Source organism: Altererythrobacter sp. C41 (assembly GCF_016803135.1).
In the GTDB taxonomy this organism is placed as follows: Bacteria; Pseudomonadota; Alphaproteobacteria; order Sphingomonadales; family Sphingomonadaceae; genus Pelagerythrobacter.
On the sequence record NZ_JAEVFE010000001.1, the window covers coordinates 116,466 to 140,722 of the forward strand.

Annotated in this window: 33 protein-coding genes; 8 read left to right on the forward strand and 25 right to left on the reverse strand. The window is 66.5% G+C overall.

From position 1 onward, the window contains the following. Positions 1 to 91: 91 nt before the first annotated feature. Together JNO53_RS00445 and JNO53_RS00450 are read left to right on the forward strand one after the other, a co-directional pair. The gene (locus JNO53_RS00445; protein ID WP_238401639.1) at positions 92 to 274 is read left to right on the forward strand and encodes a hypothetical protein; all 183 of its coding nucleotides are present in this window, start codon (positions 92 to 94) and stop codon (positions 272 to 274) included. Beyond that, positions 265 to 1,245 (forward strand): fatty acid desaturase, encoded by a 981-nt coding sequence (locus JNO53_RS00450; protein WP_203106826.1) that lies wholly within the window; start codon positions 265 to 267, stop codon positions 1,243 to 1,245. The genes JNO53_RS00445 and JNO53_RS00450 overlap by 10 nt, the downstream gene beginning before the upstream one ends. 135 nt (positions 1,246 to 1,380) lie before the next feature. On the opposite strand, the gene thiL is transcribed toward JNO53_RS00450, so the two are convergent. The 4 genes from thiL to hisG are packed head-to-tail and all read right to left on the reverse strand — an operon-like array spanning position 1,381 to position 4,659. Further along, positions 1,381 to 2,262 (reverse strand): thiamine-phosphate kinase, encoded by an 882-nt coding sequence (gene thiL, locus JNO53_RS00455; protein ID WP_203106827.1) that lies wholly within the window; start codon positions 2,260 to 2,262, stop codon positions 1,381 to 1,383. Continuing rightward, entirely contained in the window at positions 2,259 to 2,714 is a 456-nt protein-coding gene (nusB, locus tag JNO53_RS00460) for a transcription antitermination factor NusB (RefSeq protein ID WP_203106828.1), read from the reverse strand. Before nusB ends, thiL begins: the two co-directional genes overlap by 4 nt. Further along, positions 2,714 to 4,003, reverse strand: a complete 1,290-nt coding sequence (hisD, locus tag JNO53_RS00465) for a histidinol dehydrogenase (RefSeq protein ID WP_203106829.1) — start codon at positions 4,001 to 4,003, stop codon at positions 2,714 to 2,716. Before hisD ends, nusB begins: the two co-directional genes overlap by 1 nt. After that, positions 4,003 to 4,659 (reverse strand): ATP phosphoribosyltransferase, encoded by a 657-nt coding sequence (gene hisG, locus JNO53_RS00470; RefSeq protein ID WP_203106830.1) that lies wholly within the window; start codon positions 4,657 to 4,659, stop codon positions 4,003 to 4,005. Before hisG ends, hisD begins: the two co-directional genes overlap by 1 nt. A 44-nt stretch (positions 4,660 to 4,703) precedes the next feature. On the opposite strand from hisG, the gene JNO53_RS00475 reads away from it, so the two are divergent. Then, a complete protein-coding gene (locus JNO53_RS00475) occupies positions 4,704 to 5,771 on the forward strand; it encodes a DUF2332 domain-containing protein (RefSeq protein WP_238401523.1) in 1,068 nt (355 codons plus the stop codon). 199 nt (positions 5,772 to 5,970) lie between these two features. Here JNO53_RS00475 and JNO53_RS00480 read toward each other — a convergent pair whose 3' ends face one another. The 5 genes from JNO53_RS00480 to JNO53_RS00500 are packed head-to-tail and all read right to left on the reverse strand — an operon-like array spanning position 5,971 to position 9,548. Next, on the reverse strand, positions 5,971 to 6,873 hold the full coding sequence (locus JNO53_RS00480) for an alpha/beta fold hydrolase (RefSeq protein WP_203106831.1): 903 nt from the start codon (positions 6,871 to 6,873) through the stop codon (positions 5,971 to 5,973). A 2-nt stretch (positions 6,874 to 6,875) separates the two neighbouring features. Further along, on the reverse strand, positions 6,876 to 7,691 hold the full coding sequence (locus JNO53_RS00485; protein ID WP_203106832.1) for an SDR family NAD(P)-dependent oxidoreductase: 816 nt from the start codon (positions 7,689 to 7,691) through the stop codon (positions 6,876 to 6,878). Then, entirely contained in the window at positions 7,688 to 8,569 is an 882-nt protein-coding gene (locus tag JNO53_RS00490) for a pirin family protein (RefSeq protein WP_203106833.1), read from the reverse strand. Before JNO53_RS00490 ends, JNO53_RS00485 begins: the two co-directional genes overlap by 4 nt. Further along, positions 8,566 to 9,273, reverse strand: coding sequence for a glutathione S-transferase (locus JNO53_RS00495; RefSeq protein WP_203106834.1), 708 nt, complete (start codon positions 9,271 to 9,273; stop codon positions 8,566 to 8,568). Before JNO53_RS00495 ends, JNO53_RS00490 begins: the two co-directional genes overlap by 4 nt. Further along, positions 9,273 to 9,548 (reverse strand): BolA family protein, encoded by a 276-nt coding sequence (locus JNO53_RS00500; protein WP_203106835.1) that lies wholly within the window; start codon positions 9,546 to 9,548, stop codon positions 9,273 to 9,275. The genes JNO53_RS00495 and JNO53_RS00500 overlap by 1 nt, the downstream gene beginning before the upstream one ends. Before the next feature lie 34 nt (positions 9,549 to 9,582). On the opposite strand from JNO53_RS00500, the gene JNO53_RS00505 reads away from it, so the two are divergent. Continuing rightward, entirely contained in the window at positions 9,583 to 10,194 is a 612-nt protein-coding gene (locus JNO53_RS00505) for a DnaJ domain-containing protein (RefSeq protein WP_238401524.1), read from the forward strand. Between the two features lie 289 nt (positions 10,195 to 10,483). Here JNO53_RS00505 and JNO53_RS00510 read toward each other — a convergent pair whose 3' ends face one another. The 13 genes from JNO53_RS00510 to JNO53_RS00570 are packed head-to-tail and all read right to left on the reverse strand — an operon-like array spanning position 10,484 to position 18,158. Beyond that, a complete protein-coding gene (locus JNO53_RS00510; RefSeq protein ID WP_203106836.1) occupies positions 10,484 to 10,834 on the reverse strand; it encodes a GFA family protein in 351 nt (116 codons plus the stop codon). Next, positions 10,831 to 11,469, reverse strand: a complete 639-nt coding sequence (locus JNO53_RS00515) for a glutathione S-transferase N-terminal domain-containing protein (protein WP_203106837.1) — start codon at positions 11,467 to 11,469, stop codon at positions 10,831 to 10,833. The genes JNO53_RS00510 and JNO53_RS00515 overlap by 4 nt, the downstream gene beginning before the upstream one ends. A gap of 52 nt (positions 11,470 to 11,521) precedes the next feature. Then, a complete protein-coding gene (locus tag JNO53_RS00520) occupies positions 11,522 to 11,971 on the reverse strand; it encodes an SRPBCC domain-containing protein (protein ID WP_203106838.1) in 450 nt (149 codons plus the stop codon). Between the two features lie 4 nt (positions 11,972 to 11,975). After that, positions 11,976 to 12,728 carry a DUF899 family protein gene (locus JNO53_RS00525; protein ID WP_203106839.1) on the reverse strand — a complete coding sequence of 251 codons (753 nt, stop codon included), beginning with the start codon at positions 12,726 to 12,728 and terminating at the stop codon, positions 11,976 to 11,978. Between the two features lie 29 nt (positions 12,729 to 12,757). Next, the gene (locus JNO53_RS00530; protein ID WP_203106840.1) at positions 12,758 to 13,411 is read right to left on the reverse strand and encodes a glutathione S-transferase N-terminal domain-containing protein; all 654 of its coding nucleotides are present in this window, start codon (positions 13,409 to 13,411) and stop codon (positions 12,758 to 12,760) included. Then, entirely contained in the window at positions 13,408 to 14,055 is a 648-nt protein-coding gene (locus JNO53_RS00535) for a glutathione S-transferase family protein (RefSeq protein WP_203106841.1), read from the reverse strand. The genes JNO53_RS00530 and JNO53_RS00535 overlap by 4 nt, the downstream gene beginning before the upstream one ends. A gap of 31 nt (positions 14,056 to 14,086) precedes the next feature. Further along, the gene (locus JNO53_RS00540; RefSeq protein WP_443111151.1) at positions 14,087 to 14,563 is read right to left on the reverse strand and encodes a VOC family protein; all 477 of its coding nucleotides are present in this window, start codon (positions 14,561 to 14,563) and stop codon (positions 14,087 to 14,089) included. An 11-nt stretch (positions 14,564 to 14,574) separates the two neighbouring features. Next, entirely contained in the window at positions 14,575 to 15,378 is an 804-nt protein-coding gene (locus JNO53_RS00545; RefSeq protein WP_203106843.1) for a VOC family protein, read from the reverse strand. A gap of 13 nt (positions 15,379 to 15,391) precedes the next feature. Further along, positions 15,392 to 16,108 carry a DUF1428 domain-containing protein gene (locus JNO53_RS15530; protein ID WP_203106844.1) on the reverse strand — a complete coding sequence of 239 codons (717 nt, stop codon included), beginning with the start codon at positions 16,106 to 16,108 and terminating at the stop codon, positions 15,392 to 15,394. Positions 16,109 to 16,122: 14 nt separating this feature from the next. After that, positions 16,123 to 16,539 (reverse strand): VOC family protein, encoded by a 417-nt coding sequence (locus JNO53_RS00555; protein WP_203106845.1) that lies wholly within the window; start codon positions 16,537 to 16,539, stop codon positions 16,123 to 16,125. Positions 16,540 to 16,555: 16 nt separating this feature from the next. Continuing rightward, positions 16,556 to 17,245, reverse strand: a complete 690-nt coding sequence (locus tag JNO53_RS00560; protein WP_203106846.1) for a glutathione S-transferase family protein — start codon at positions 17,243 to 17,245, stop codon at positions 16,556 to 16,558. 2 nt (positions 17,246 to 17,247) lie between these two features. After that, positions 17,248 to 17,688, reverse strand: a complete 441-nt coding sequence (locus JNO53_RS00565) for a DoxX family protein (RefSeq protein WP_203106847.1) — start codon at positions 17,686 to 17,688, stop codon at positions 17,248 to 17,250. Positions 17,689 to 17,720: 32 nt separating this feature from the next. Continuing rightward, the gene (locus JNO53_RS00570; protein WP_203106848.1) at positions 17,721 to 18,158 is read right to left on the reverse strand and encodes a VOC family protein; all 438 of its coding nucleotides are present in this window, start codon (positions 18,156 to 18,158) and stop codon (positions 17,721 to 17,723) included. Positions 18,159 to 18,248: 90 nt separating this feature from the next. Here JNO53_RS00570 and JNO53_RS00575 point away from each other — a divergent pair, with 90 nt between their 5' ends. Beyond that, on the forward strand, positions 18,249 to 18,932 hold the full coding sequence (locus JNO53_RS00575; protein WP_238401525.1) for a winged helix-turn-helix transcriptional regulator: 684 nt from the start codon (positions 18,249 to 18,251) through the stop codon (positions 18,930 to 18,932). Here JNO53_RS00575 and JNO53_RS00580 read toward each other — a convergent pair. Next, positions 18,929 to 19,768 (reverse strand): oxygenase MpaB family protein, encoded by an 840-nt coding sequence (locus JNO53_RS00580; RefSeq protein WP_203106849.1) that lies wholly within the window; start codon positions 19,766 to 19,768, stop codon positions 18,929 to 18,931. The two genes, JNO53_RS00575 and JNO53_RS00580, sit on opposite strands and share 4 nt — an antisense overlap. A gap of 91 nt (positions 19,769 to 19,859) precedes the next feature. Between JNO53_RS00580 and cobS the strand changes: the two genes are divergently transcribed. Together cobS and JNO53_RS00590 are read left to right on the forward strand one after the other, a co-directional pair. Next, positions 19,860 to 20,852 carry a cobaltochelatase subunit CobS gene (gene cobS, locus JNO53_RS00585; RefSeq protein WP_203106850.1) on the forward strand — a complete coding sequence of 331 codons (993 nt, stop codon included), beginning with the start codon at positions 19,860 to 19,862 and terminating at the stop codon, positions 20,850 to 20,852. A 48-nt stretch (positions 20,853 to 20,900) separates the two neighbouring features. After that, positions 20,901 to 23,024 (forward strand): transglycosylase domain-containing protein, encoded by a 2,124-nt coding sequence (locus tag JNO53_RS00590; protein ID WP_203106851.1) that lies wholly within the window; start codon positions 20,901 to 20,903, stop codon positions 23,022 to 23,024. 63 nt (positions 23,025 to 23,087) lie between these two features. Here the strand turns inward: JNO53_RS00590 and JNO53_RS00595 are convergent, their stop codons facing one another. Next, entirely contained in the window at positions 23,088 to 23,525 is a 438-nt protein-coding gene (locus JNO53_RS00595; protein WP_203106852.1) for a PaaI family thioesterase, read from the reverse strand. Continuing rightward, the gene (locus JNO53_RS00600) at positions 23,512 to 23,964 is read right to left on the reverse strand and encodes a PaaI family thioesterase (protein ID WP_203106853.1); all 453 of its coding nucleotides are present in this window, start codon (positions 23,962 to 23,964) and stop codon (positions 23,512 to 23,514) included. Before JNO53_RS00600 ends, JNO53_RS00595 begins: the two co-directional genes overlap by 14 nt. Positions 23,965 to 24,081: 117 nt before the next feature. Between JNO53_RS00600 and JNO53_RS00605 the strand changes: the two genes are divergently transcribed. Then, positions 24,082 to 24,249 (forward strand): hypothetical protein, encoded by a 168-nt coding sequence (locus JNO53_RS00605; protein ID WP_203106854.1) that lies wholly within the window; start codon positions 24,082 to 24,084, stop codon positions 24,247 to 24,249. The last annotated feature ends 8 nt before the right edge of the window (positions 24,250 to 24,257 follow it).

Here is a 24,257-nt window from a genome sequence, read left to right on the forward strand (position 1 = left end):
CTGCCCCGAAATGCGACATCGGCAAGACAAATCCGGGCGAGTCTTGCGGCAAATCGTGCTTAAGATTAAGTAAACGGCCATGCAAAGGGCGGTGCAGACACTTTTCAAGATCATGCCGTTTCTCTTCGGCATCGGTTTCATCGCACCGCTGATTGCGCAGACGATGACTTATTGGGGGTGGGAACCGCCACTGGGCCTGTCGCCGATCGGCCTCGGCCTGCTGATCGGCGGGCCATGGGGGCTCTACGCGACATTGCGGGGGCGATGGGTGTGACGCAGGGGCAGGGGGCGACAGACGCGATGTTCTTCGGCGATGGGCTGGTCGAGACACCCGCGCGCGGCGACGCGCCGGCCATTCCGCTGACCGGCGACGCCTCGCTCGACAAGCACACGCGTGTCGCACTGCTCAGGGAAGAGCGCGAGATCGCCCGGCGGTTCGAAGGCGGGAAGATGTGGCTCTACCCGGCGTTCGCCTTCACCTGCTATGCCATCTGGCTCAGCTTCTTCCCACTGGCGATCATGGGCTGGCTCAACCTGCCGCTCGCCTTCGTGCTGTCGACGGTGTTCGCGGTCGGCGGCTACGTCACCAGCCACGAGGCGATGCACTCGAACATCGGCCGCCCCGGCAGCAAGATGCGCTGGCTCAACGAATGGACCGGCAAGGTTTCGACGATCATCATCGTCTTCCCGTTCTCGATGGCGCGGCTGATGCACCTGGAGCATCACTATCACTGCAACCATCCGGAGAAGGACCCGGACTACCCCGACCGCGCCAGCGGTCCGTGGCACGCGATCTACAAGACCTGGCTCAACCGCCAGCCCGGGGTCGACGGATCGATTCATATCTACAAGCGCATCCTGGCGGAAATGGGGACCAAGGAAGCGGCTGACTCGCTCAAGGACACGATCCGGCTGCAACTGATCTTCCTGGCCGTGCTGTTCGCCATGGCCTGGAGCGGTTACGCGATCGAGGCGGCGCTGATCTGGTGGCTGCCGCGGCACATCGGTCTCAGCTACATCCGTTTCTACCTGAGCTGGGCGCCGCACCACCCGCGCGTCGAGCAGGGCCGCTACACGAACACGCGGCTGTTCAAGAGCAGGCTCGGACACATCGGCTCGATCGGGATGGAGACGCATTTCATCCATCACCTCTATCCGGCGATCCCGAGTCACCGGACCAAGGAAGCCTACCACGCGCTGCGCCCGGTGCTGGAGAAGCGCGGTGTGCATTGTCCCGAGATTTAGGGTTGGGAGCGGCCCACCATCCAGCGCCGTCCCACCGCCTCAACAAGCCCGTCATCCCAGCGAAAGCTGGATCGCGCGCAGCACCGTCCGACCTAGCGGCCAACGATCCCAGCTTTCGCTGGGGTGACGAGCGTTCTAGCCCTCGTGGCTGTAGCCGAGGCCTTCAGGCGAACTGATCGGGGTTCCGTCGAGCACTAGCGGAGCGTCATCGGCCCGCAGCTTCACTGCGCCGATCCGCGTCGCCGGCACCGGCGGTTCGATGCTGTCCGGCATGGTGAAGAGCAACTGATAGTCGTCCCCCCAACGTAACGCCTCGTCGCGTCTCGCCTCGGGCAAGGCGATCGGCGGGGCGGAGCGGTCGATCGCGAAAGTCGTGCCGCTCGCTTTCGCCATGCGCCACGCGTCGAGCAGCAGACCGTCGGACACGTCCATCATCGCACTGACGACCGGTGCGAGCGCGCGGCCTTCGGCAAGCAGGGGCACAGGCCGGCGGTAGGGCAGGGCAGCCTCCTGATCGCCCCTCCGCTGGGCCTCGAATCCCGCTAGAGCCGCACCGAGCGAACCGGTCACGTAGATCGCATCGCCCACTTGCGCGCCGCTGCGCGAAGGCACGGGAACATGCGTTGCCCGGCCGATCGCCGTCAGCCCGAAGCTGCGCGGCGGCCCGCCTGAAACCGTATCGCCACCGAGCAGCGGCGTGTCGTAGGCCGCGAGCACGTCGCGCAAACCTTCGACAAAGCGTGCATGATCGCTTCCGAGCATATAGCCGACGAGAACACCCACGGGCTCGGCACCCTTTGCGGCGAGATCGGACAGGTTGGTCGCGACCAGTTTCCACGCCACGTCCGCCGGGTCCTGTCCCAGCAGGACATGAATGCCTTCGACCAGCATATCATGCGTCAGGATGAGCGTTTCGCCGCCCACTTCCAGCATCGCTGCGTCATCCTCCAGGCCGCGGGCGCCGGGGTGCAGCGGCAGGCCCCGCAGAAGATCGATGAAGGCGCTCTCGCCGCTCACCGCACCTGCTTGGCCACGGCGTCGAGCACGCCGTTGACGAACTTGGCCTCGCGGTCGTCGAAGAAGGCCTTTGCGACGTCGACGTATTCGTTGATCACGGTCGCGACGGGCACGTCGGCGCGGGCGAGCAACTCGTAGGCGCCGGCGCGCAGCACTTGCAGCATCGTCTTGTCGAGGCGCGCTAGATTCCAGCCTTGCGCGAGGCGCTCGCTCAGCAGGAGATCGATCTCGTCGCCGCGCGCATCGACGCCGGAGACGACGTCGTCGAAGAAGGCCATCTCGACGTCGGCATACTGCTCGTCGCCGATCACCGCGCCGAGGCGGTGCTGATGGAACTCGTCGAGCAGCCGGGCCAGCGCAGTGCCCTCCATCTCGCGCTGATAGAGCGCCTGCACGGCCGCGAGGCGGGCGGCGGAGCGCGCCAGCGTGCGTTTGGAGGGGTTGGCGGACATTACTTGAGCCTCATGGCAACGGATTGGGCATGCGCCGGTAGGCCCTCGGCTTCGGCGAGCGCAACGGCGGCCGGACCGATGGCAGCCAGCGCCGCGGGATCGAGCGCGATGAAACTGGTGCGCTTCATGAAGTCGAGGACCGACAGCCCGCTGGAGAAGCGGGCGCGGCGGCCGGTCGGAAGGACGTGATTGGGGCCCGCGACATAGTCGCCAACAGCCTCGGGCGTGTGGCGGCCGAGGAACACGCTGCCGGCATGGCGCAGGCCGGCGAACAGCGCCTCGGGATCCGCCACCGCCAGCTCGAGGTGCTCGGCCGCAAGCCGGTTGGCGAGCGGCACGGCCTGATCGAGCGATTCGACCACGATCATCACGCCGTTGTCGCGCCAGCTCGCCTGCGCCGTCGTGCGCGTGGCAAGCATGGCCGATTGCGTGTCGATCCGGTCCTCCACCTGATTGGCGAAGGCGGCATCGTCGGTGATCAGGATCGACTGCGAAGTCGGATCGTGCTCGGCCTGGCTCAGCAGGTCGGCGGCGATCCAGTCGGGATCGTTCTCCGCATCGGCGATCACGAGGATCTCGCTCGGCCCCGCGACCATGTCGATCCCGACCACGCCGTAAAGCTGGCGCTTCGCCTCCGCCACCCAGGCGTTGCCCGGGCCGGTGATCACATCGACCCGCGCGATGCGCTCGGTGCCATAGGCGAGGGCGGCGATCGCCTGTGCGCCGCCGATGCGCCAGACCTCGTCCACGCCTGCGACGTGCGCGGCGGCGAGAACGAGCGGATTGGTCTCGCCCGCCCGGGTCGGTGTGACGACAACGAGCCGCTCCACGCCCGCAACTTTGGCCGGAATGGCGTTCATCAGCAGCGAGGAGGGATAGGCGGCGCGGCCGCCCGGCACGTAGAGCCCCGCCGCATCGACCGGCGACCAGCGCGCGCCGAGGCGAACGCCGGCCTCGTCGGTGAAGTCGCGGTCAGCAGGAAGCTGGTCGCGGTGATAAGCCTCGATCCGCTTCGCCGCGAGATCGAGCGCATCGCGCAAGTCGGGCGCCAGCGCTTCGTAGGCCGCGCGACAGTCCTCGGGCGTGATCCGCCAGTCGTTCTCGCTCACGAGCCGATGCTTGTCGAAACGGGCCGTGTACTCGGCCAGCGCCGCGTCGCCCCTGGCCCGGACCCGGGCGATGATATCGGCAACGTCCTGCCGCACTTCGATGTCGCTTTCGCGCCGGCCGTCGACCAGGCGCGCGAAGGCGGTTTCGAAACCGGGATCGGTGATATTCAGGCGTTGCATCAAGCCGGCTCCGGCTCGGCAGCGACGGCGCGGAAGCTCTCGACGATCTCGCCCACGCGCGGATCGGTCTTGAGCGCCGCGCGATTGACGATCAGCCGCGCGGACACCTGCATGATCGTCTCGCGCTCCTCGAGCCCGTTCTCGATCAGCGTGCGGCCGGTGGAAACGAGGTCCACGATCTGCCGCGCCAGGCCCAGCGCCGGGGCGATCTCCATCGCGCCGTTGAGTTTGACGCATTCGGCCTGGACGCCCTTGCTCTCGAACCAGCGGCGCGTGAGGTTGGGATATTTGGTGGCGACCCGCATGTGGCTCGCGCCCGACTGCCGCTCGGCGACGTTCGCAGGCGCGGCGAGCGAGAGGCGGCAGTGCCCGATGTCTAGATCGACCGGGGCGTAGAGGTCCGAATAGTCGAACTCCTCGATCACGTCCGAGCCGACGATCCCGGCCTGCGCCGCGCCGTGCGCGACGAACGTGGCGACGTCGAACGCGCGCACGCGAATGATGCGGAGATCCTCGCGGGTCGTCCCGAAGGTCAGGCTCCGGTTGCCCTTGTCGTGGAAGGCCTCTTCCGGCACGAGGCCCGCGCGTGCCATCACGGGCAGCGCCTCGTCGAGGATGCGCCCCTTGGGGATGGCGAAGGTGAGCGGTGCGGACATTGCGCCGGGGCACTTAGAGGTCGAGTTCGGAAAGGGCAATGGAGATGGCGGAGAGCCCCCACGCGATCATGCACACACGGTCGGTCCCGGACGGGATCGAGTGGCAGGCGCAGCACGCGGAGAACAACGGAGCGCCGGGCACCGCGCGCGTGATCCGCGGCCTGCTGCCGGTGCTGGAGACCGAAACGGCGGTCGGCCGGCGCATGGCCAACTGGCAGGGCCTGCTGCTGGAAGACGCCATGCCCCTGCGGATCGCGGGCGGGCTCCACTACCTGCTCCTCAGCGGAACCGACAAGCGGCTGGAGCCGGTTTACGCCGAGCTGACGACGGATCAGGGCGCGGTGGACGAACTGGTGGTCGGCCTGGTCGAGACGTTCGATCATCTCCTGCTCCCCTGGCTCGACCATCCGCCGCAGACGAACGAGGCGGGTCGCTCGGCCGGCATCATGGCGGGGCTGTTATGGCTGTCGGAGCGGGTGGGGCCGCGGTTCGAGATGAACGAGATCGGCGCCAGCGCCGGGATCAACACGATGATGGAGCGGTTCCGCTTCGATCTCGGCGGCGTGGCCGTGGGACCGAGCAATTCGCCGATGCGGCTTGCGCCCGAGTGGCGCGGTGCTCCGCCGCCGGACAATCCGGTGAAGATCGAAGGTATCCGCGGCTGCGACGTGCGGCCGATGGACTTGCGCGATCCGGACACCGTGCTGCGCCTCAAGAGCTACATCTGGCCCGAAGCCCGCGAGCGCATGGACCGGATCGACCGCGCCGCGGCGCTGGCTGCCGAACGCGCGCCGGAACTCGACCGGATGGGCGCGGCGGAGTGGGTCGAAGAAGTGCTGTCCGAACCGCAGGTGAAAGGCGTCACTCGCGCGCTGTTCCACTCGATCGTCTGGCAATACATTCCCGAAGCCGCGCGCGAGAGGATTGTGGCGGCGATGGAGCGCGCGGGCGAAGCGGCAACGGCGGATGAACCGCTCGCCTGGATCATGCTGGAAACCAACCGCGAGACGTTCGCCCACGAGCTGCGCGTGCGCTACTGGCCGGGACCCGAGGACTGGACTTTGCTCGCCACCGCGCACCCACACGGCGCGTGGGTGGAATGGCAAGGGTGAGTTCTACCACCACCCAACACCCCGATGGTGCGGGACAGCATTCCGCTACCCTAAATCCTGAACCCCAAACCCCAGCCCCAAACACCGTTCGCCCTGAGCTTGTCGAAGGGCCGCTCTTTTCTTTTCCAGCACCGCGCTCGAAGAAAGAGCGGTGCTTCGACAAGCTCAGCACGAACGGGTTTTGGTTGGTTCGCGGTGACTAGAGATAGCCGGTTCTCGCCAGAAACGCATCCATCGCGGCGTTGACCTCGTCCGGCGCTTCCCACGGGACGAAGTGCCCGCATTCCGGCACCTCGACGATCGTCAGGTCCTCGATCAGTTCGTCCATTCCTTCCAGGTTCTCAGGGGGAAGGGCGAGATCGTCCATCGCCCAGATCACCAGCGTCGGGATGGTGAGCTTGGGAAGGGGTGGGGGCGTCCAGCCTTCCGGGAGCGCATAAGGCGCATCCAGCGGCGGCACGTCGATGGGGCTCGCGCGGTACCAGTTGAGCATGCCGAACGCTGCGTCCCGGTCCTGCCAGTCCTTCAGCAGCGCCTCGCGCTCCTCGGTCTCCATTTCACTCGGCCGGTCCCACTTGATCTCCTGCATCAGGATCGCGGCGAGGCCATGTTCGCGCACGAGCGCATCGTTGGCCGGGTCGCGGAAGCCGCGCATGTACTGGCTGGACTTGCGCTGGTGCTCGTTGGTGTAAAGCAGCTTCTGGAAGATCGCCGGATGCGGGGCATTGGCGACCACCGCGCGCGTGACGCGGCCGTTCGCCTGGCCGGCGAGCGCCGTGCCCCAGGCGATCGCACCGCCCCAGTCGTGGCCGACCACGGTGAAGGTCTCCACTCCGAGCACGTCGGCGAGCAGGAACACGTCGCCGATCAGCTTGTCAGGCGTATAGGCCTCGACCTCCTGCGGCTTGGACGATCCGCGATAGCCACGCTGGTCGGGGGCGATGCAGCGGTAGCGGTCGGCAAGATGCGCGATCTGGTGCCGCCAGGTACGGTGGCTTTCGGGAAAGCCGTGGAGGAACACGAGCGCCGGCGCGTCGCGCGGCCCGGTGTCGATCACGTCGAGCTCGATGCCATTGGCGAGCGTTACGCGCTTCTGTTCCATCCTTACCCCTCCGCTTCCATCTTCTCGATATATCCGGCGGCAACCATCGCCGCGACCTGATCGAACAACTGGTCGGGCGTCTGGCGCACCTTGCCCATCGCCTCCTCGATCCCGCGCGCGACGATGATTTCCCGCTGATTGAGGGCGATGGCGTCAACCATGGTCTTCGCCGCCTCGTCGGCGGGAATGCCTTCGTCGATCGCCTGGTCGCTCTTGCCCCGTTTCGATCCGTCTGCGGTGAGCGCGTTGCGGCTCACCTCGGTCGCGACCGAGCCGGGGCAGACGACGTGCACCTCCACCCCGTTCCGCGACAGTTCGCCGCGCAGGCTGTCGGCATAGCCCACGAGCCCGAACTTCGCCGCGCAATAAGCAGTGCGCATCGGCACTCCGACTTTGCCCGCGATCGACGAGATGAACACGAGGCGCCCGCTGCCGCGCTCCGCCATGTGGCCGATCAGGCCCTGAGCGAATGCGATCTGCTGGGTGAGGTCGATTTCGATGATGTCGCGATAGACCTGCATCTCGGTCGTGAGCGCGGTGCTGCGCTGCGAGACGCCGGCGTTGGCGACCGCAATATCGACGCCGCCCCGCCAGGCGATCGCCTGCCGCGTCGCGTCGGCGAGGGCTGCATCGTCGCGGACGTCGAAGGGGAGGGTCAGCGTCTCGGTACCCAGATCGGCGGCGACCGCGGCAAGGCGCGCCTCGTCGCGGCCCGAGAGTATAACCTTGGCGCCGTGTCCCGCGAACTCGCGGGCCAGCGCCGCGCCGATGCCGGAGGATGCGCCGGTGATCCAGACGACTTTGCCTTCGAAACTCATGGATAGCTCACCGTCTTCGGCTGTTCGGGGATCGGGATGAATTCCTTGTCGTCACCCGGCACCTTGGGAAACTCGCCACGCGTCCATGCATCGCGTGCCGCGCGAATCCGCTCGCGGTCGGAGCTGACGAAGTTCCACCAGACATGGCGTTTGGTCGCGAAAGCCTCGCCGCCGAGGAGCATGACGCGTCCGCCGCGCTCGCTCGAAAGCGTCATCTGCACGCCGGGTGCGAGGACGGTCAGCTCGTAGAGCACCAAAGGCCGGCCATCGACGCCTGCCTCGCCGCCGACCAGCATGACCGCGCGCTCGTCCGCCTCGGCCTCGATCGGCAGCGCGCCCGAGGCGGCGAGCACCACGTCGGCATAGATCGTATCCGCATGCGTTGTCGTCTGCGCGCGCTTGCCCCACAGCTCGCCCATGATCACGATCGCCTTGGCGCACTGGTCTTCGACCACCGGCAGGTCGATCTGCGCTTCGAAGGCGGGCGCGATCTCCTCCTGTCCGTCGGGCAGCGCTAGCCAGGTCTGCATGCCGTAGAGCCGCGCGCCCTTGTCGCGCTCCTCCTGCGGACTGCGTTCCGAATGGACGATGCCGCGGCCGGCGGTCATCAGATTGACCTGTCCGGGGCGAATGGTCGCGAAGGTGCCCAGACTGTCGCGGTGGTCGATCGCCCCCTCGAACAGCCAGGTGACTGTGGCGAGATTGATGTGCGGGTGCGGCCGCACATCCATGCCGCCGCCGATGTCGAGCTGCGCCGGTCCGAACTGATCGACGAAGATGAATGGCCCGACCATCGTCCGCTCGCGCGAGGGGATCGCGCGGCGCACCTCGAACTGACCGAGGTCGTGGGTGACCGGGGTGATTGTCTGTTCGATCATGATCCGTCGAGCTCCGGATAGCGGCGGAAGATGCCGTCTTCGTTGAACGGAATGCAGCGGTCGGATGCGCGGTAGGCGGCGATCCCTTCCAGCGCGGCAACCGCTTCGTGACAGGCGAGCAGGCGAGGGTAGTGGCCTTCGATCGCCGTCATCCGCTGCGGGAACATGTAGCGCAGTCCCTCGAACAGTTGGAACAGCGAGGTGTCGACGTGGCTCCACTTGCGGCCGAGCACGAAAGGCCCTTGGTTGGCACCAAGCGCATCCTCGAAGTAGCCGAGGAACTGCGGTATGCGGTCTGCGCGGAAATGCTCTGCGGCCTGCAGCGCGGCGTCCTTCTGGTCCTCGTAATAGAGTGCGGTCGAGATCGGATGATGCACGGCGTGCACTTCCGCGACCATGTCGCTGATCGTGAGCTGGAGCGTGATGAGTTCGAGTTCGCGCTCCAGTTCACCCGCGCCGAAACCGTGCCGATCGGACAACCAGGCGAGGATGTGCGCGACCTGCGCGATCGCGAAGTCGCCGTCGACGAGATAGGGCGGGGCGAAGGGCCGGATGCCGCTGCGCGCCTCGAGGTCGCGCATCAGCGCTTCGGAGCCCTGTTCGCGGGCCATGTCGCAGTATGCGACCCCCGCGGCCTCCAGCGCCAATCGCACGAATTCTCCGCGCCCCGGTATGCCTGGCCAATACCAGAGCGCGTAGGCCATCAGCTCTCTCCGGGCGCGGAGGCGCGGACCGCAACTGCGTGGACGCGCTGGCCGGGAATATCGCCGAGCGCGGCATTGACCATGCGCTGGCGATCGAGCCGGCTCTTGCCTGTAAATGCGGCGCTTTCGATCAGGATCGTGAAGTGCGATTCGCCGCTGCCGTCGTCGCCGGCGTGGCCGTGGTGTTTGGCGCTGTCGTTGATCACCTCCAGCCGCGAAGGGGCGAACGCCGAGGTGAGCAGCGATTCGATTTCGGATTGCAACGTTCCAGCCATGGGTCGGGTTTGGGGGTTCCCATCCGGCTTGTCCATGCCCATCCTAATGGGCGTGAAGCAGACAAAGTTCCATGGGCGGTACGAAGGTACGGGGCGCAGGTGTGAGACCCCGGGGTGCAACGAAGCCGGCGAGTTTCGCGCCCCCGGCGCGCACGGCAGTTCGTTCGATGGACCTGGCGCCTGGCGCTGGTTCTGCCTCGACCACGTGCGGGAATTCAATTCGGGTTACGACTGGTTCGAAGGCATGAGCGCGGAGGAAATCCTGGCTGCCCAGGCGCCCGCCGCCGGTTGGCGCACCGAGAGCCATGCATTCAGGCCGACTGCCGGCCTCGATGGAATGCCGCGCTGGTCGGATTTCGACGATCCGCTCGATGCCATCGCCGCACGGGCTGGCGGGATCAGGAGCCGCGCCCAGCGCGAAGCGCAGATGGCGATGGACGGTCGCTTCAGCCGCGAGGAAGCGCAGGCGCTCGAGACCATGGGCCTCGGAACCGACACCGACCGGCGCCGGCTGCGGCGGCGCTATTCGGAACTCGTCCGCCGCTATCATCCCGACCGCAACGGCGGCGACCGACGGCACGAAGGGCGTCTGAACCGCGTGGTGGAAGCCTACCAGTTGCTCAGGAAAAGCGCGGTGATCGGTTGAGGGCCGACCTTCCATGCGGGCAGCGGCTTTACTCGCCGGTCCGTCATTCTTCACATCATCCTCGTCATCCCAGCTTTTCGCTGGGATGACGCCAGGGTTAGTGAGTTAGAGAGTCCAATCCCCCGGACCGCGCGGCGACAAGCCTCCCTTCCATTCGTGCTGAGCTTGTCGAAGCACCGCTCATTCTCTGCGCGAAACACCCGAAGAGAAGAGCGGCCCTTCGACAAGCTCAGGGCGAACGGGGGTTTGCGAGGGAGCGTAGAAAGCAGCGGCTCGTCTCGCACAAACCCTAGAACGACGCCCCATCCACCCGGTTGATCTCCAGCGCGTCGATATCGCACTCGGGCACGCAACGCAGGTTGACGGCGACCATCTCTCGCCCATCCGGCCCGGTGCCGAGCGCGAAAGGCGTGCAACCGCACTCGGTGCAGAAGTGGTAGTGGATCGTCTGTTTGTTGAACGTATAGTCGCCGAGTTTGCCGGCCGGCGCGTCGACCGTTGCTTCGGAAGCTGGCACGAAGTGGAGGATAGTGCCCTTGCGTCTGCACATCGAACAGTTGCAGGTCATGCCGCTGGCCGGCAGGTCGCCCTCGACCGTCGCGCTGATGGTGCCGCAATGGCAACTGGTGGTGTAGCTCACGCCTGGTTCTCCCGCGCCTGGATCTCCGCGATCAGCTTGCCGTCGATCGCCTTGCCCGCCTGATAGGCCGCGCGTGCGCTGCAACGCCCGGCGTAAGCCTTGAAAGCCTCGCGCTCGGGGATGGAGCCGAACTGGAGGCCCCAGTCAACCGCGCTGCCGACGTAGACGTCCGCCATCGTGAACCGGTCGCCGCAGACGAAATGGCGTTCGGCAAGCCAGCCTTCGAGCGTGTCGATCGTCCGTTCGTAGCTGCCGAAGCCGGCCATGACCTCGCGCTCCTTCGGCACGTCCCAGCCCATCGCCTTCGCGACGACGGCCTGCTCGAAGGGGCCCGCGGCGAACAGCAGCCAGCGGAAATAGTCCGCCTTCTCGTGCTCGCGCGGGAGCAGCTCGGGCGCGTTCATCTCTGCGAGGTAGTGGCAGATCGCAGCCGCCTCGGTCACGACGTGATCGTGCTCGCCGTGGTGGTGCACGATCGTCGGCACCTTGCCCATTGGGTTGGCCTCGAGAAAACGCTCGGGTTTATCCTGCCAGTCGACGAGGACCTGCTCATATTGCGCGTTTGCCTCGTGCAAGGCCCACCGGACGATCTGCCCGCGGCTCATGGGATTGGTGTAGAACGTGTACTCGGCCACGGGCATCTCCTGCGATCCAAGGTCGGGAACATATGAAGAACATTGACCTTTGTCAACTTGCTTCGGAGAGCGCCTTCAACTGATCTGCGCAGGCGCCCCAGCCTTCCTCGAAACCCATTTCCTGATGCTGCTTGAGCGTCTCGTCGGTCCAGTGGCGGGCGCGGGCGGTGTAGCGAGTGCCGTCGCCTTCGGGTTCTATTTCCCAGATACCGATCATGAACGGACCGGCGGGCTCGAAATCGCCCGTTACGGCATCGGTGGTGACGAAGCGGCGGCCCTCGTCGAATGCGAGGTAGATTCCGTTCTGCGGCATCTTCTCGCCGTCGGGGCCATGGAAGGTCATCTCGCACCGGCCGCCGGGGCGGCGGTCCGCGTAATCGATCTCGGCGCGCCACGGGACGGGGCACCACCACTCTTCCTGCCGGTTGACCATCGTGTCCCACACCTTAGCCGGTGCTGCGTCGATGTAGCGGGTGACGGACAGTTCCTTGGTATCGGTCATCGGATTATCCTTTCTGGTCGGAAGCGACATAGGTGACTTTGGGGAAGAAGGTGTCGCCGCGGCCTTCGGGCGTGGTGTCGAGCAGCCCCCAGACCGCATCGGCGAAGTCGAGTCCGCGGTGATCCTGGCCGGGGTCGTCGGGTGCGAAGACCAGTTCGCTACCCCAGAAATGGCGGATCGCATCGCCATCCTTACGGAAGACGTTGAGCATCGGCTCGTCCCAGTTTTCGTCTTCGCCGTAGCCGCGCTGCTCACGCATCGCCGGGGTCAACGCTGCCGTATTGCCGAAATAGTGCGCGCTGTAGTCGTTGCCGGCAGTGGAGAGCAGCTGGAGATGGTTCCAGCCCCGCGCATGGGCCCAGGCGGCGAGCCGTGCGATCGGCGACCGTGCGACGACGTAGAGCGGCGCACGCTGCGGTACATGGCGTGCGGCACCCTCGATGCAGTCCAGCAGATGGGTGCAGCCGGGGCAGGGGACATCGCGCTCCGGCCCGAACATGTAGCTGTAGATCAGGATCGACGGAAAATCGCCGAACAGCTCCGACATGCGGACCTGCTCGGGCCGGAAGTGAGCGCCGATCCGCTCGAAGACGTAGTCCTCGGGCACTTCGCCGCCGGGTGGAAGCGCACGGCGCATTTCGGCGACCGCTTCGGTCTGGCGGCGAAGCGCGATCTCCGCATCGAGCAGCGTGTTGCGCGCCTCGCGATAGGTGGAGCTTTCGTTGGGGAAGTGCATACGGGCGAAATCGGCGCTCATGGCGATCTCCTCTCTCTTCTCTCCGATCCTCAATCCCGGTCCGGCGCGCCGGGCGGGAACCAGGGGCGGTAGGGCCGCGCATCGTCGACGCAGCGGGCGACGGCGGGGAGAGCGAGCACTTCGGCGCGCAGCGCGGCGAGGCGCGGGCAATCATCGGGAATGCGCTCGACCCAGTCGGCGTAGAACAGCGACGGCGCGGCGGCGCATGTTACCAGCGAGACGTGCGGCGGAAGGGTGTTCGCCTCCAGCCAGACCTCCAACCAGCGGTAGACGCGCAGCAGGCCTTCCTTGCCCGCCGCAATCTCGGCGGGATCAGGCGCTTCCTTGTTTACGAGATAGGCGTTCACCACCCGCTGCATGCTCGCCATGACATAGTTGTCGAACACCCGGTCGAGCATGCGCGTGACGGCCGCTTGTGCCGGATCGGACGGAATCAGCGGAGCGGGGCCAGGGTGATGGAGTGCGAGGTGTTCGACGATCGAAGTCGCCTCGATCACCGTTGCGTCGCCGTCCGCCAGCACTGGGAACTTGCCCGCCGGGTGCGCCTGCTGGACGAACTCGGCATGGTGCGGATGATCGGACCCGACCTCGCGGAATTCGAAATCCGTCCCGTTCGCGTAGAGCGGAATCAGCGCCTTCCAGGTGTAGGACGAGAACGGATGGCCGTAGAGTGCGAGAGTCACGAGGAAAGCTCCTCGAACACGGCCCGCTGTGCCGCGTAGGCGCGCTGGTAGGCGGGCCGCGCAGTGCCGCGCGCGACATAATCGCTGAGCGTCGGATAGTCTTCCAGAATGTCCGTTCCTTCCAGCCGGCGCAGGACCATCACCATCATCAGGTCGCCGGCGCTGAATCCGCCGTCGAGCCATTCTTGATCGGCAAGCCGGCCGGCGAGCTGGTTCAGTCTCACCCGAACCCGATCGTCCAGGAGCGGCAGGCGCGCCGCGTACCAGCTCCTGCCGGCTTCGGTATATTCGACCTGCTCGCGCTCGACGATCGGCGGCTCCACCGTGTTGAGCGCAGCGAAGAGCCAGCCGATCGCGCGCTCCCGTGCATCCGGAACGTCGGGGAGCAGGCCTGGATGATGCGTGGCGAGGTGGAGCACGATCGCGCCGGATTCGAACAGCGCCAGGCTACCTTCCTCGTATGTCGGAATCTGTCCGAAGGGATGAAGCGCCAGGTGCTCCGGGCGCTTCATCTCGTCGAACGAAACCAGTCGCACGCCGTAGGGCTGATCCGCTTCCTCCAGCGCCCAGCGCACGCGCATGTCGCGCGCAAGGCCGCGGCCCTGGTCGGGCGACTGGGCGAAGGCGGTGATCGTCGGGCGCATGGCGGAACTCCGGCTCATGGGGACGAAGGGCTCAGCCACCGCGCCGCGCGGCTTCGATCTTGGCGACGTCGATCTTCTGCATCGTCATCATCGCCTCGAAAGCGCGCTGCGCCTCGCTGCCGCCCGCGGCCATGGCGTCGGTCAGCACGCGCGGGGTGATCTGCCAGTTGAGGCCCCACTTGTCCTTGCACCAGCCGCAGGCCGATTCCTTGCCGCCGTTGCCGACGATCGCGTTCCAGTAACGGTCGGTCTCCTCCTGATCGTCGGTCGCGATCTGGAACGAGAAGGCTTCGGACTGCGGGAAGGTGGGCCCGCCGTTGAGGCCGACGCACGGGATGCCGCACACGGTGAATTCGACGGTCAGCACATCGCCTTCTTTCCCGCCGGGGAAGTCTGACGGGGCCTTGCGCACCGCTGTCACCTCGCTGTCGGGAAATGTCGCGGCATAGAACCGTGCGGCTTCTTCCGCGTCGCGGTCGTACCACAGGCAGATGGTGTTCTTGTTCATCGTCATTCTCCTCAAGCCTTTCGCGGGCCGACCAGCCCGAATGCGGCGCCTTGCGGATCGGCGCAGTGGACGGCGAAGTCTCCGCCCGGGATCTCCATGATCTCGCCGAGGTGCTCGCCGCCTCCGTCGGTCACCGCCCCGGCCGCGCGGTCGATGTCGTCGACGCCGATGTAGTAGGACCAGACCGACTGCGGCACGTCCGGCATCTTGGGCATGACCGCACCGATCATCCCGCCATCGTGGTGGAGGAACTGATAGTCGCCCATCTCGCCCATCGGCATGCTGTCCTTCTGCTCCCAGCCGAACAGCTCTGTGTAGAGCGTCACGGCGGCGGCCGGGTCGGTGGTCTGCAACTCGTTCCAGCGGACGTGCTGCGGTTTTTCGTAATCGAACACGTCGCTTTGAGCGTCCGGCTGATCCGGGGGCGGAGTGGGCGTCATCACGTAGATCGGCGCGCCCTGCGGGTCGGCGACGAGGGCCATCCGACCGACGCCTTCCAGGTCGTGCGGCGCGATGAACGTGGTCCCGCCCGCTTCGACGATCCGCGCGACGGCGGCATCGACATCGGGAACGTGAACATAGCCGAACCAGCCGGGACGCGCGCCCTCCTCGCACATCGCATCGGTGAGGGTGAGCACGCCGCCGGCAAAGCCGCCGTCGCTGCGCTTGATCATCCGATATTCGGGCCCGTCGCCGGGCATGGAGTTTTGCGCGTCGATATCCCAGCCGACGACGGCGTCGTAAAACGCCTTCGCGCCGGCTGCGTCCGTCGTCATCAGTTCATACCAGATGAACGCGCCGCGATCCTGTGCCATCCTAAATCTCCTCTCAGGCGTCGATCATCGGGCGGAAGCCGCCCCAGATCATCCGCTTCCCATCGAACGGCATCTCGCCCTGGGGCTGCATGTCGGGATCGGACATCATGGCGTCCCAGGCCTTGTCGCGGGTCGGCTTGTCGGGCCATTCGACGTAGGAGAAGATCACACCTTCGCCGTCCTGCGCCTTCACCGCGCGGCGGTAGTCGGTGATCTTCCCGTCGGGCACGTCGTCGCCCCAGGCCTCGACCACGCGGACGGCGCCCCGTTCGATGAACTTGCCGGCGACGTTCTGCGCCAGCTCGCGGTAGGCTTCCTTCTTGTCCGCGGGGACGGGAACGAGATAGCCGTCGGTATAACCCGGCGTCCCTTGCCCGCGCTCGTCCACGATCGCGTCGAACCCGCCGAAGATCATGCGCTTGCCGTCGAAGGGCATGGTCTCGCCCATGGCCTCCATCCGCTCGTCGCTCATCATCTTCTCGTTGGCGGCGTCGCGGGTCGCCTTGTCCGGGTATTCGAACCACGAGAACACGACCGTCTCGTCATCCTTCGCCTGGACCGCGCCGTAGAAATCGGTCACTTCGCCCTTGGGCACGTCGTCGCCCCAGGTCTCGACCATGCGGGCCGCGCCGAACTCGCGGAACAGCGGCGCCGCATCCTCGGCGTGCTTGCGATAGGCATCCTTGTTCGCGGTCGGAACCGCTGCGACAAATCCTTCCAGATAGGTCATCGTCTCTCTCCTTGTCAGCTTTGCTTCACCGGCGCGCCGATGGACCAGCGATGTCCGAATGGATCGGTCACCTGTCCGTACCGGTCGCCCCAGAACTGGTCGGCGAGCGGCATCGTTTCGGTTGCTCCGGCCTTCAACGCGCGCGAGAACCATGCGTCCGCATCGTCGACGTGAAGATGGAGCGTTACCGCGGCCGGCTTGCCCGCGGCCTCGCCATATTCGGGGAAGTCGTCGTTCAGCATCACGGAACCGCCGTTGATGTGGAGGTGGGCGTGCGTGATCCGCTCGCCATCCTCCGCCATATGCGGTTCCATGACCTGCTCGGCGCCGAAGGCCGCCTTGTAGAAATCGATGGCTTCCTTGGCCCGCTTTTCGCCGATCGTCAGATGCGGGGTGACGCCTGCGAGCGTTTGGTGCTGGCCATTACTCATGGTTCGTCTCCTTGGGCTATTGGTCGCCCCATCCGGCGGGCGGCTTGCCGGTAAATCCCTGAAGCTGCGCCTCCAGCGCGCGCTGAAAGGCCGGGCGGGCCTCGCCGCGCTCGCGGTAGGCGGCGAGATTGGGATAGCGATCGAACATGTCGGCGAGTTCGCCGCCGACCATCTGCAGCACGGCGATCATCATCAGGTCGCCTGCACTGAACGTGCCTTCGAGCCATTCCGCGTCGCCCAGCCGATCCGACAGTTCGCCGAGGCGTTCGTCGATTCGTTTCCGGATCGCCGGCTTGCGCGGTTCGGACCACGGCTGATCCGCTTCGAAGATCGTTGCAATGGCCCAATCGCTAAGGTGTGGCTCGATCGTGTTGAGCGCGGCGAAGACCCACTCCGCGGTGCGGGCCCGAGAATTCGGCCCCTCCGGCAGCAGTCCCGGCGCGCGGTCCGCGATGTGGAGCACGATTGCGCCCGACTCGAATAATGTCAGGTCCCCTTCCTCGAAGGTCGGCACCTGGCCGAACGGCTGGCGGGTACGGTGCCGAGACAGCTTTTGCGTGCCTTGCGGGAGGTAATCGACCCGGTAGTCGAGCCCGACTTCCTCGAGCGCCCAGCGCACCCGCAGGTCGCGGACGAGGCCGCGTGCGAAGCCGGGCACCCAGTCGTAGGCCGTGATCGTGATCGGCGCGTGGGGATCGATGGCCATGGTCAGTCCTTCCGGCTGTCGAATGGGAAGACGGAGCGGAGCGCCGGATTCCTCAACCACAATCCGCCCCAGACCATCAGGCCCAGATAGACCCCGAACAGCGTGTGGGTCGGCAGGGGGCTGTCGATCCGCAGGTGCGTGGCGATCGCGCCGCCGAGATAGCCGGTGATCAGCACCGCGCCGAGCACCGCCGTGCGGGGCCAGATGTACAGCAGCGTCGGGATCAGCAGGAGGATCGCGAGCGTGTACATCATGCCCACTTCGAGCGGCCAACCCAGATCGGGCGGGCTGTACTTGATCGCGAGCTCGGGGGCGGCCAGCTTGAATCCCGCGTCGAACAGCAGGAAGGCGATCACGAGTCCGCTGAGAACCCGCCCGATCCAGACCCCGGCCGGGGTCGAGGAACGGGTGGCGGGAAGCGCGGTATCGGCAACAGTAGCCATCGGTTTGCTCCTCTTTCAAGAAGGCGCGCGGATCAGCCTGCGGGCTGTTCGGACGGGTGTTCGCCTTCGGGCATGGCGCTCATGTCCATGAACGCGTTCTCCCAGATATGCCCGTCGGGATCCTCGAAGCTGCGGCCGTACATGAAGCCGAGGTCCTGCTTGGGCGTCGGGTCCGCCTTGCCGCCGGCGGCGACGGCCTTGCGGACGATGTCCTCGACCGCGTCCTGGCTGTCCTGGCTCAGCGCGAGCATGACCTGAGCGCTCTCGTGCGCATTCGGAATCGTCTTGCTGGTGAAGGTCTTCCAGAAGTCGTGCTTCAGCAGCATGACATAGATCGCATCCGACCAGACCATGCTCACGGCATTGTCGTCGCTGAACTGCGGATTGTTGGTGAAGCCGACGGCTTCGTAGAACGCCTGCGACCGGGCGAGGTCGGTGACGGGCAGGTTCACAAAGAGCATCTTGGTCATGGCGGTTTCCTCTCGGTTTTCGCGTCGCCTTTTCGCTCGGGGCGAATCGGAACTTGCATTTTCTGAACGACTCAGTTACAAAAAGCAACCATGAAGTTACAAAATGAAACCAAGGTGCACGGAAAGTGGTATGGCGACGCCTGCGGCACCGCATTCGCCATGGAGCTGGTGGGGGAGCGGTGGTCGCTGTTGATCGTCAGGGAACTGATGCTCGGCGCGCGGCGCTTCTCCGACATCCGCGCGAGTCTGCCTGGGATCAGCGCCAAGGTCTTGACCGAGCGGTTGGGCTCCCTGGAGGAGGCGGGCGTTCTCGTCCGCCGCCAGTTGCCGCCGCCGGTGAAGGCGCAGGTCTACGAGCTCACCGAGTGGGGCTATGCCGCCGAGCCCCTGATCCAGGAAGCCGGGCGGTGGGCCGCACAATCGAGCGCACACGACCCGACGCTACCGCTCTCCAACGTCTCGCTGATGCTGTCGATGCGCACGATGGTCGACAAGGCGCGGATTGGCGAGATCGAGGGCACGATCGGCTTTGCCATCGGCGACGATGGCTTCATCGCCGAACCGGGGCAGGGTACGTTGCCGATCCGGCGCGGCGATCCCGACCAAGCCGATGCGATCTTCCGCGCGCCGATTGCGGCGGTGATCGCTGGCGGGCTCTATGCGGGAGTAGCGTGGGAGGAACTGGAGCGCGGAGTAGGGCTCTCGATCGAGGGCGACCGCGATCTGGCCCTGCGCTACGCGAGCATGTTCGGCCTGCCGCCCAAGCTCGCCTAGTTCTGCCGGAACGCCCAGCGCAGGGTCTTGCCAATGGCCCAGGTCGCCGCGCGCGCCGGGATCGCTTCGAGGCCCGGCCGGTCCAGCCCCAGCATCGAGCGCGCGAATGGCGGCAGCAGCGCGATCGCCTCGGTCCGGAGCATGGATTGCAAGCCTGCCGGCGCGCCTTCCGGCCGCTGCGTCAGGACCAGTCGCGCAACCTCGCGCGCTTCCGGCGATCCGCGCAGGTCGCCGCGCAGCTCCCGGAAGATCGTCTCGGCTTCGTGCTGGTTTTCGGGCACGGGGTCCGCACCGAGCGCCCGCGCGATGGCCGCGAATTGGCGGTAGTACTCGTCGCGCGCGCTATTGGGCATGTCGGGCCGGACGAGCCGCAGATAGGCGGCGAGGAAGCTCGTCGCTTCGGCCACATGCACCCAGGCGAGGGTGCGCGGATCGCGCGCGGAGTAGGGGGTGCCGTCGGGCAGGGTGCCGCTCACCTGTTCATGGATCCGATTGACCCGCTGGATTGCCGCTCGCGCATCGTCGCGGTGGCCGAAGGTGGTCACTGCGATGAACCGCGCGGTGCGCCGCAGCCTGCCGTGCATGTCGGCGCGAAAGTCCGAATGATCGAGCACGCCCTGCAGCGCGTGCGGATGGAGCATCTGCAATAGCAGACTGCGCATGCCGCCGACCATCATCGCCACGACATCGGCATGGACCAGGCGAATCGGCGTGTCCTTCGCGAACAGCGCCTCGTCCGACGGCGGAACGGGCCGCTGGCCTTCCTCGTTGAACGTCGCGCGCACCCGGCGGACCAGTTCCTGGCGAATATGGTCGGTCGGGCGGGGCGGCGGCATGAGTTCAATATACCGTTGCCCCGCCGGAATGAAATCTCGCCGCAAGCGTGCTTGCAGCCGCTCCCCCGCGCGTATAGGCACCGCGCCCGAGATGAACGACATGACCGACAAGAGCTTCGAAGCCTCGAACAAGACCGTGATGGCCGCGCCGGACACCGAGGTGGATGTGCGCGAGACCTTCGGCATCGACATCGACTGGAAGGTGCCCGCCTTCTCCAGGGCGGACGAGCGCGTGCCAGACATCGACACCGCCTACGTGTTCGATCCCGACACGACGATGGCGATCCTCGCCGGCTTCGCGCACAACCGCCGCGTGATGGTGCAGGGCTACCACGGCACCGGCAAGTCGACTCACATCGAGCAGGTCGCCGCGCGCCTCAACTGGCCGTGCATCCGCATCAACCTCGACGCGCATATCAGCCGCATCGATCTCGTCGGCCGTGACGCGATCGTGCTGCGTGACGGGCTGCAGGTGACGGAGTTCCGCGAAGGCCTGCTGCCCTGGGCGTTGCAGCACCCGGTCGCGCTGGTGTTCGACGAATACGACGCCGGCCGGCCCGACGTGATGTTCGTGATCCAGCGCGTGCTGGAACAGGCGGGCAAGCTCACCCTGCTCGACCAGAACCGCGTCATCCGCCCCGATCCGCATTTCCGCCTGTTCGCGACCGCCAACACCGTGGGCCTCGGCGACACCAGCGGGCTCTACCACGGCACGCAGGCGATCAACCAGGGGCAGATGGACCGCTGGAACATCGTCGTCGCGCTCAACTACCTGCCGGCGGAGACCGAGCAGGAGATCGTGGCCGCGAAGAATCCCGATACCGATGCCAAGACCATCGCCGACATGATCAAGGTGGCCGACCTGACCCGGCAAGGCTTCATTAATGGCGACATCTCCACGGTGATGAGCCCGCGCACGGTCATCACCTGGGCGGAGAACGCGGCCATCTTCAAGGACGTCGGCTTTGCCTTCCGCCTCAGCTTCCTCAACAAGTGCGACGAGGCCGAACGGATGTTGGTGGCAGAATACTACCAGCGCGTCTTCGGCGAGGATCTGCCGGAGAGCGTTGTCTCGGGCACCTGACCGCTTGCGATGCGACGTCACTGTGTTAAGTAATTAACACAGCAGACGATGGATCGTATTCTCCCCTGGACTTCGCGCGAGCGGCGCGGCGGCGGCGAACCGGCCGACCCCGGATACTATTCCCTGCAGGACGCGCCCGCCGACCCATGGGCGGAGCGGTTGGAAGAGCTCGACCGCTACATCGACGACGAGCCGAAGCGCGAAAAGAAGCGCCGCCGGTGGCGCTGGGCCGTGCGGATTTTCGCAGGTGCGCTGTTGGTCTTCATCCTGCTGGTCGGCTGGCTGGCCGTCACTGCGCCGCTTTCGCGCTCGCTCGAGCCGATCGCGCCGCCGCAACTCACCCTGCTGGCCGCCGACGGCACGCCGATCGCCCGGAACGGCGCTGTCGTGGACGAGCCGGTCGAAGTCGCGGAGCTGCCGGCCCATGTAATCGAGCCGTTCCTCGCGATCGAGGACCGCCGCTTCTACAGCCACTGGGGCATCGACCCACGCGGCATCGCGCGCGCCGCCTGGTCGAACGTGACCGGCGGCTCCACGCAGGGCGGCAGCACGATCACTCAGCAACTCGCCAAATTCACCTTCCTGACACCCGAACAGAGCCTGACCCGCAAGGCGCGCGAGGCGCTGATCGCCTTCTGGCTCGAGGCCTGGCTGAGCAAGGACGAGATTCTCGAACGCTATCTCTCCAACGCCTATTTCGGCGACAACACCTACGGTTTGCGCGCTGCCTCGCTCCATTATTTCTACCGTCAGCCGGAGAATCTCAAACCCGAGCAGGCGGCCATGCTTGCCGGGCTCCTCAAGGCGCCCTCGCGCCTCGCGCCGACGCGCAATTTCGATCTCGCGGAGAAGCGCATGCGGCTCGTCCTCAGCGCGATGGTCGACGCCGGTTACCTGACCGAAGCCGAGGCGCGACGCCTGCCGACCCCGCGGCTCGACGTACGCACGCGCAACGAGCTGCCGACCGGGACCTACTTTGCAGACTGGGCGCTGCCCGCCGCGCGCAAGCTTACCGGCGGAGGCTACGCGGAGCAGACGATCACCACCACGCTCGATTCGCGCCTTCAGGGCATTGCCCGCGACGTGGTCGCGCGTGCCCCGCTGGGACAGGCGCAAGTCGCGCTCGTCGCGATGCGGACCAATGGCGAGGTCGTGGCGATGATCGGCGGGCGTGACTACGAGAAGTCGCCGTTCAACCGCGCGACGCAGGCGCGGCGGCAGCCCGGCTCGACTTTCAAGTTGTTCGTCTATCTCGCCGCGCTCCGAGCCGGGATGACGCCGGAGGACCGGATCGACAACACCGCATTCGAAACCGGCAGCTACCGACCGCAGAACGCCGCAGGAAATTACTCCGATAGCCTGACGCTGGAGCAGGCCTTCGCCCGCTCCAGCAACGTCGCGGCAGTGCGGCTGTTCAACCTCGTGGGCGACGAGGCGGTGATCGACACTGCGCGCAGCCTTGGCGTCACTTCGCCGCTCGCATCCGGAGATCCGAGCCTTGCGCTCGGCACGTCGACGATGACGCTGATGGAGTTGACGGCGGCTTATGCCGGCGTTGCGGGGAACGCCTTTCCCGTCCGTCCTCACGCCTTCGTCGAGGGGGAGCCAGGCTGGTTCGCGTGGTTGTGGGACGGGCCGGAAAGCCTTTCGCGCCGCAAGCATGAGGAGATGGAACAGCTCCTGCGCAGCGCGATCAACCGCGGCACGGGCCGCGTCGCCATGCTGCGCGCGCCAAACTACGGCAAGACGGGGACCACCCAGGACAACCGTGACGCGCTGTTCGTCGGCTATGCAGGCGATCTCGTGGTTGGCGTATGGATCGGCAACGACGATAATTCGCCGCTCGCAGGCATTCACGGCGGCGGGCTGCCGGCGCGCATCTGGCGTGATTTCATGCGCCAGGCGCTGGGCGAGGCCCGCGCACCTGTCCGCCCGAGGGCGACGCCGAGCCCGGACCCCAGCGGACCCGTGCAGCCGCAGGACGTGCCGCAAATCGGCGACATACCGCTGGGCGAAGACGGCTCGCGCCTGCAGATCAGGGACAACGGAGTGGTCATCTCGACCGACGTGGGAGGCGTGCCGGTGGACGTGCGGCTCGACGAGGGCGGCGTGGCGCTCGAACCCGGCACCGGCCCGCGCGACCCGCCCCCTGAGGAATCCTCGCCGCGGTAAGATTGGTGAACGCGCAAACAGGTCCGTAATCCCAGCGAAAGCTGGGATTACGAAGTGGTGATGCTAGCCCCCGCTGCCGTCCTCCGGCGCCGCCATCAGGACGTTCATCACGGCCGTCGCGACCGGCCGCGAGCGGTCGTCCTGCCATGCCTCGACTTCGATATTCGCGTTGCGCCGCCCCAGGCGTAGCACTCGGCCGCGCGCGTAAGTCGGGCGGCTCTTTGCCGCGCTCAGGAATTGAACCGTAACGTTGATCGGCTTCAGCCGCTGCTCGCGTCCCGCGCGGGCAAGTTCGACACGCAAGGCCGCGTAGCCGGCGTTCTCGAGCAATCCGCTGGTGGCGCCGCCATGGAAGACCGTCGGCCGCCCCTCGACGATCTTGCCGAACGGTACGACGAGGACCGGAGAGCCGCCGTCGATCGAATCGACTGTGATCCCGAGCGAGCGGGCATAGGCGGGCAGTTCCCGCTCCACAGCGGCGAGAAGGTCAGCGTCGCTCATCGCGGCGTCCTCCGATCGACATGAACACCCCGGCGATGTGCGCCACGGGATCGTCCGGATCGCCGTCATGCGCGATGCCGCGGACGAACGCCGCGGAGCGCGTCAGGCGGTAGCACTCGGACCGTCCATTGACCGCCGCACCCTTGCGCGCCGGCCGCATGTAATCGACCCGGAGATCGAGCGTTGCGATCGCGAGGAATTCGCTCGTCCTGGTCCAGATCGCCATGCCGGACGCCATGTCCATCAGGCTGACGATCGGCCCGGTGGCGAGGATGCCGCTGCCGGTCTCCCCCACCAGATCCTCGCGCCATGGAAGGGCAAGTTCCACCCAGTCCGCGCCGTGCGCGACATAGTGCATGCCGAGCCATCCGGGGTGGCCGTGTTGCAGCATGAAGGCGGCTGCGGTGGCGGGATCGAAGGGCGGCAGGTCGCTGGCCATGGCAGCGCTCTACGGCAGCGGCGCCGCATTTCAATGTTCTAATTTCCCGCAGCCGGGTCGGCGCGCCATCCGTTCGATGCGGGCGGAATCGCGTTCGCGTCATCAGGGGATGCCACTGTGAACTTTCCGAAAATCGACCTTTCGTCGCTGCCGGCCCTGGACAAAGCCGCGGGCATGTTCGGCAGTCTGTCCGACGCGGCCACCGCTGCCTCCGACGACCGCGTGGTGATCATCATGGTCTATCTCTACGAGACGGTATCGGAACCGACGCTGGGGCTCTTCTGAGGGCGCGC

What these genes read in the sequence shown, in the direction of transcription:
- hisD (WP_203106829.1), bottom strand. Translation starts at nt 4,003, where the DNA reads ATGCAACGCCTGAATATCACCGATCCCGGTTTCGAAACCGCCTTCGCG.
- JNO53_RS00555 (WP_203106845.1), bottom strand. Translation starts at nt 16,539, where the DNA reads ATGAGTAATGGCCAGCACCAAACGCTCGCAGGCGTCACCCCGCATCTG.
- hisG (WP_203106830.1), bottom strand. Translation starts at nt 4,659, where the DNA reads ATGTCCGCACCGCTCACCTTCGCCATCCCCAAGGGGCGCATCCTCGAC.
- JNO53_RS00545 (WP_203106843.1), bottom strand. Translation starts at nt 15,378, where the DNA reads ATGGCACAGGATCGCGGCGCGTTCATCTGGTATGAACTGATGACGACG.
- JNO53_RS00505 (WP_238401524.1), top strand. Translation starts at nt 9,583, where the DNA reads ATGCCCATCCTAATGGGCGTGAAGCAGACAAAGTTCCATGGGCGGTAC.
- JNO53_RS00520 (WP_203106838.1), bottom strand. Translation starts at nt 11,971, where the DNA reads ATGACCGATACCAAGGAACTGTCCGTCACCCGCTACATCGACGCAGCA.
- JNO53_RS00575 (WP_238401525.1), top strand. Translation starts at nt 18,249, where the DNA reads ATGAAGTTACAAAATGAAACCAAGGTGCACGGAAAGTGGTATGGCGAC.
- JNO53_RS00570 (WP_203106848.1), bottom strand. Translation starts at nt 18,158, where the DNA reads ATGACCAAGATGCTCTTTGTGAACCTGCCCGTCACCGACCTCGCCCGG.
- JNO53_RS00525 (WP_203106839.1), bottom strand. Translation starts at nt 12,728, where the DNA reads ATGAGCGCCGATTTCGCCCGTATGCACTTCCCCAACGAAAGCTCCACC.
- nusB (WP_203106828.1), bottom strand. Translation starts at nt 2,714, where the DNA reads ATGTCCGCCAACCCCTCCAAACGCACGCTGGCGCGCTCCGCCGCCCGC.
- JNO53_RS00490 (WP_203106833.1), bottom strand. Translation starts at nt 8,569, where the DNA reads ATGATCGAACAGACAATCACCCCGGTCACCCACGACCTCGGTCAGTTC.
- JNO53_RS00535 (WP_203106841.1), bottom strand. Translation starts at nt 14,055, where the DNA reads ATGCGCCCGACGATCACCGCCTTCGCCCAGTCGCCCGACCAGGGCCGC.
- JNO53_RS00495 (WP_203106834.1), bottom strand. Translation starts at nt 9,273, where the DNA reads ATGGCCTACGCGCTCTGGTATTGGCCAGGCATACCGGGGCGCGGAGAA.
- JNO53_RS00600 (WP_203106853.1), bottom strand. Translation starts at nt 23,964, where the DNA reads ATGGCCAGCGACCTGCCGCCCTTCGATCCCGCCACCGCAGCCGCCTTC.
- JNO53_RS00565 (WP_203106847.1), bottom strand. Translation starts at nt 17,688, where the DNA reads ATGGCTACTGTTGCCGATACCGCGCTTCCCGCCACCCGTTCCTCGACC.
- JNO53_RS00475 (WP_238401523.1), top strand. Translation starts at nt 4,704, where the DNA reads ATGGCGGAGAGCCCCCACGCGATCATGCACACACGGTCGGTCCCGGAC.
- cobS (WP_203106850.1), top strand. Translation starts at nt 19,860, where the DNA reads ATGAACGACATGACCGACAAGAGCTTCGAAGCCTCGAACAAGACCGTG.
- JNO53_RS00480 (WP_203106831.1), bottom strand. Translation starts at nt 6,873, where the DNA reads ATGGAACAGAAGCGCGTAACGCTCGCCAATGGCATCGAGCTCGACGTG.
- JNO53_RS00595 (WP_203106852.1), bottom strand. Translation starts at nt 23,525, where the DNA reads ATGAGCGACGCTGACCTTCTCGCCGCTGTGGAGCGGGAACTGCCCGCC.
- JNO53_RS00500 (WP_203106835.1), bottom strand. Translation starts at nt 9,548, where the DNA reads ATGGCTGGAACGTTGCAATCCGAAATCGAATCGCTGCTCACCTCGGCG.
- JNO53_RS15530 (WP_203106844.1), bottom strand. Translation starts at nt 16,108, where the DNA reads ATGACCTATCTGGAAGGATTTGTCGCAGCGGTTCCGACCGCGAACAAG.
- JNO53_RS00590 (WP_203106851.1), top strand. Translation starts at nt 20,901, where the DNA reads ATGGATCGTATTCTCCCCTGGACTTCGCGCGAGCGGCGCGGCGGCGGC.
- JNO53_RS00540 (WP_443111151.1), bottom strand. Translation starts at nt 14,563, where the DNA reads ATGAACAAGAACACCATCTGCCTGTGGTACGACCGCGACGCGGAAGAA.
- JNO53_RS00450 (WP_203106826.1), top strand. Translation starts at nt 265, where the DNA reads ATGGGTGTGACGCAGGGGCAGGGGGCGACAGACGCGATGTTCTTCGGC.
- JNO53_RS00560 (WP_203106846.1), bottom strand. Translation starts at nt 17,245, where the DNA reads ATGGCCATCGATCCCCACGCGCCGATCACGATCACGGCCTACGACTGG.
- JNO53_RS00580 (WP_203106849.1), bottom strand. Translation starts at nt 19,768, where the DNA reads ATGCCGCCGCCCCGCCCGACCGACCATATTCGCCAGGAACTGGTCCGC.
- JNO53_RS00485 (WP_203106832.1), bottom strand. Translation starts at nt 7,691, where the DNA reads ATGAGTTTCGAAGGCAAAGTCGTCTGGATCACCGGCGCATCCTCCGGC.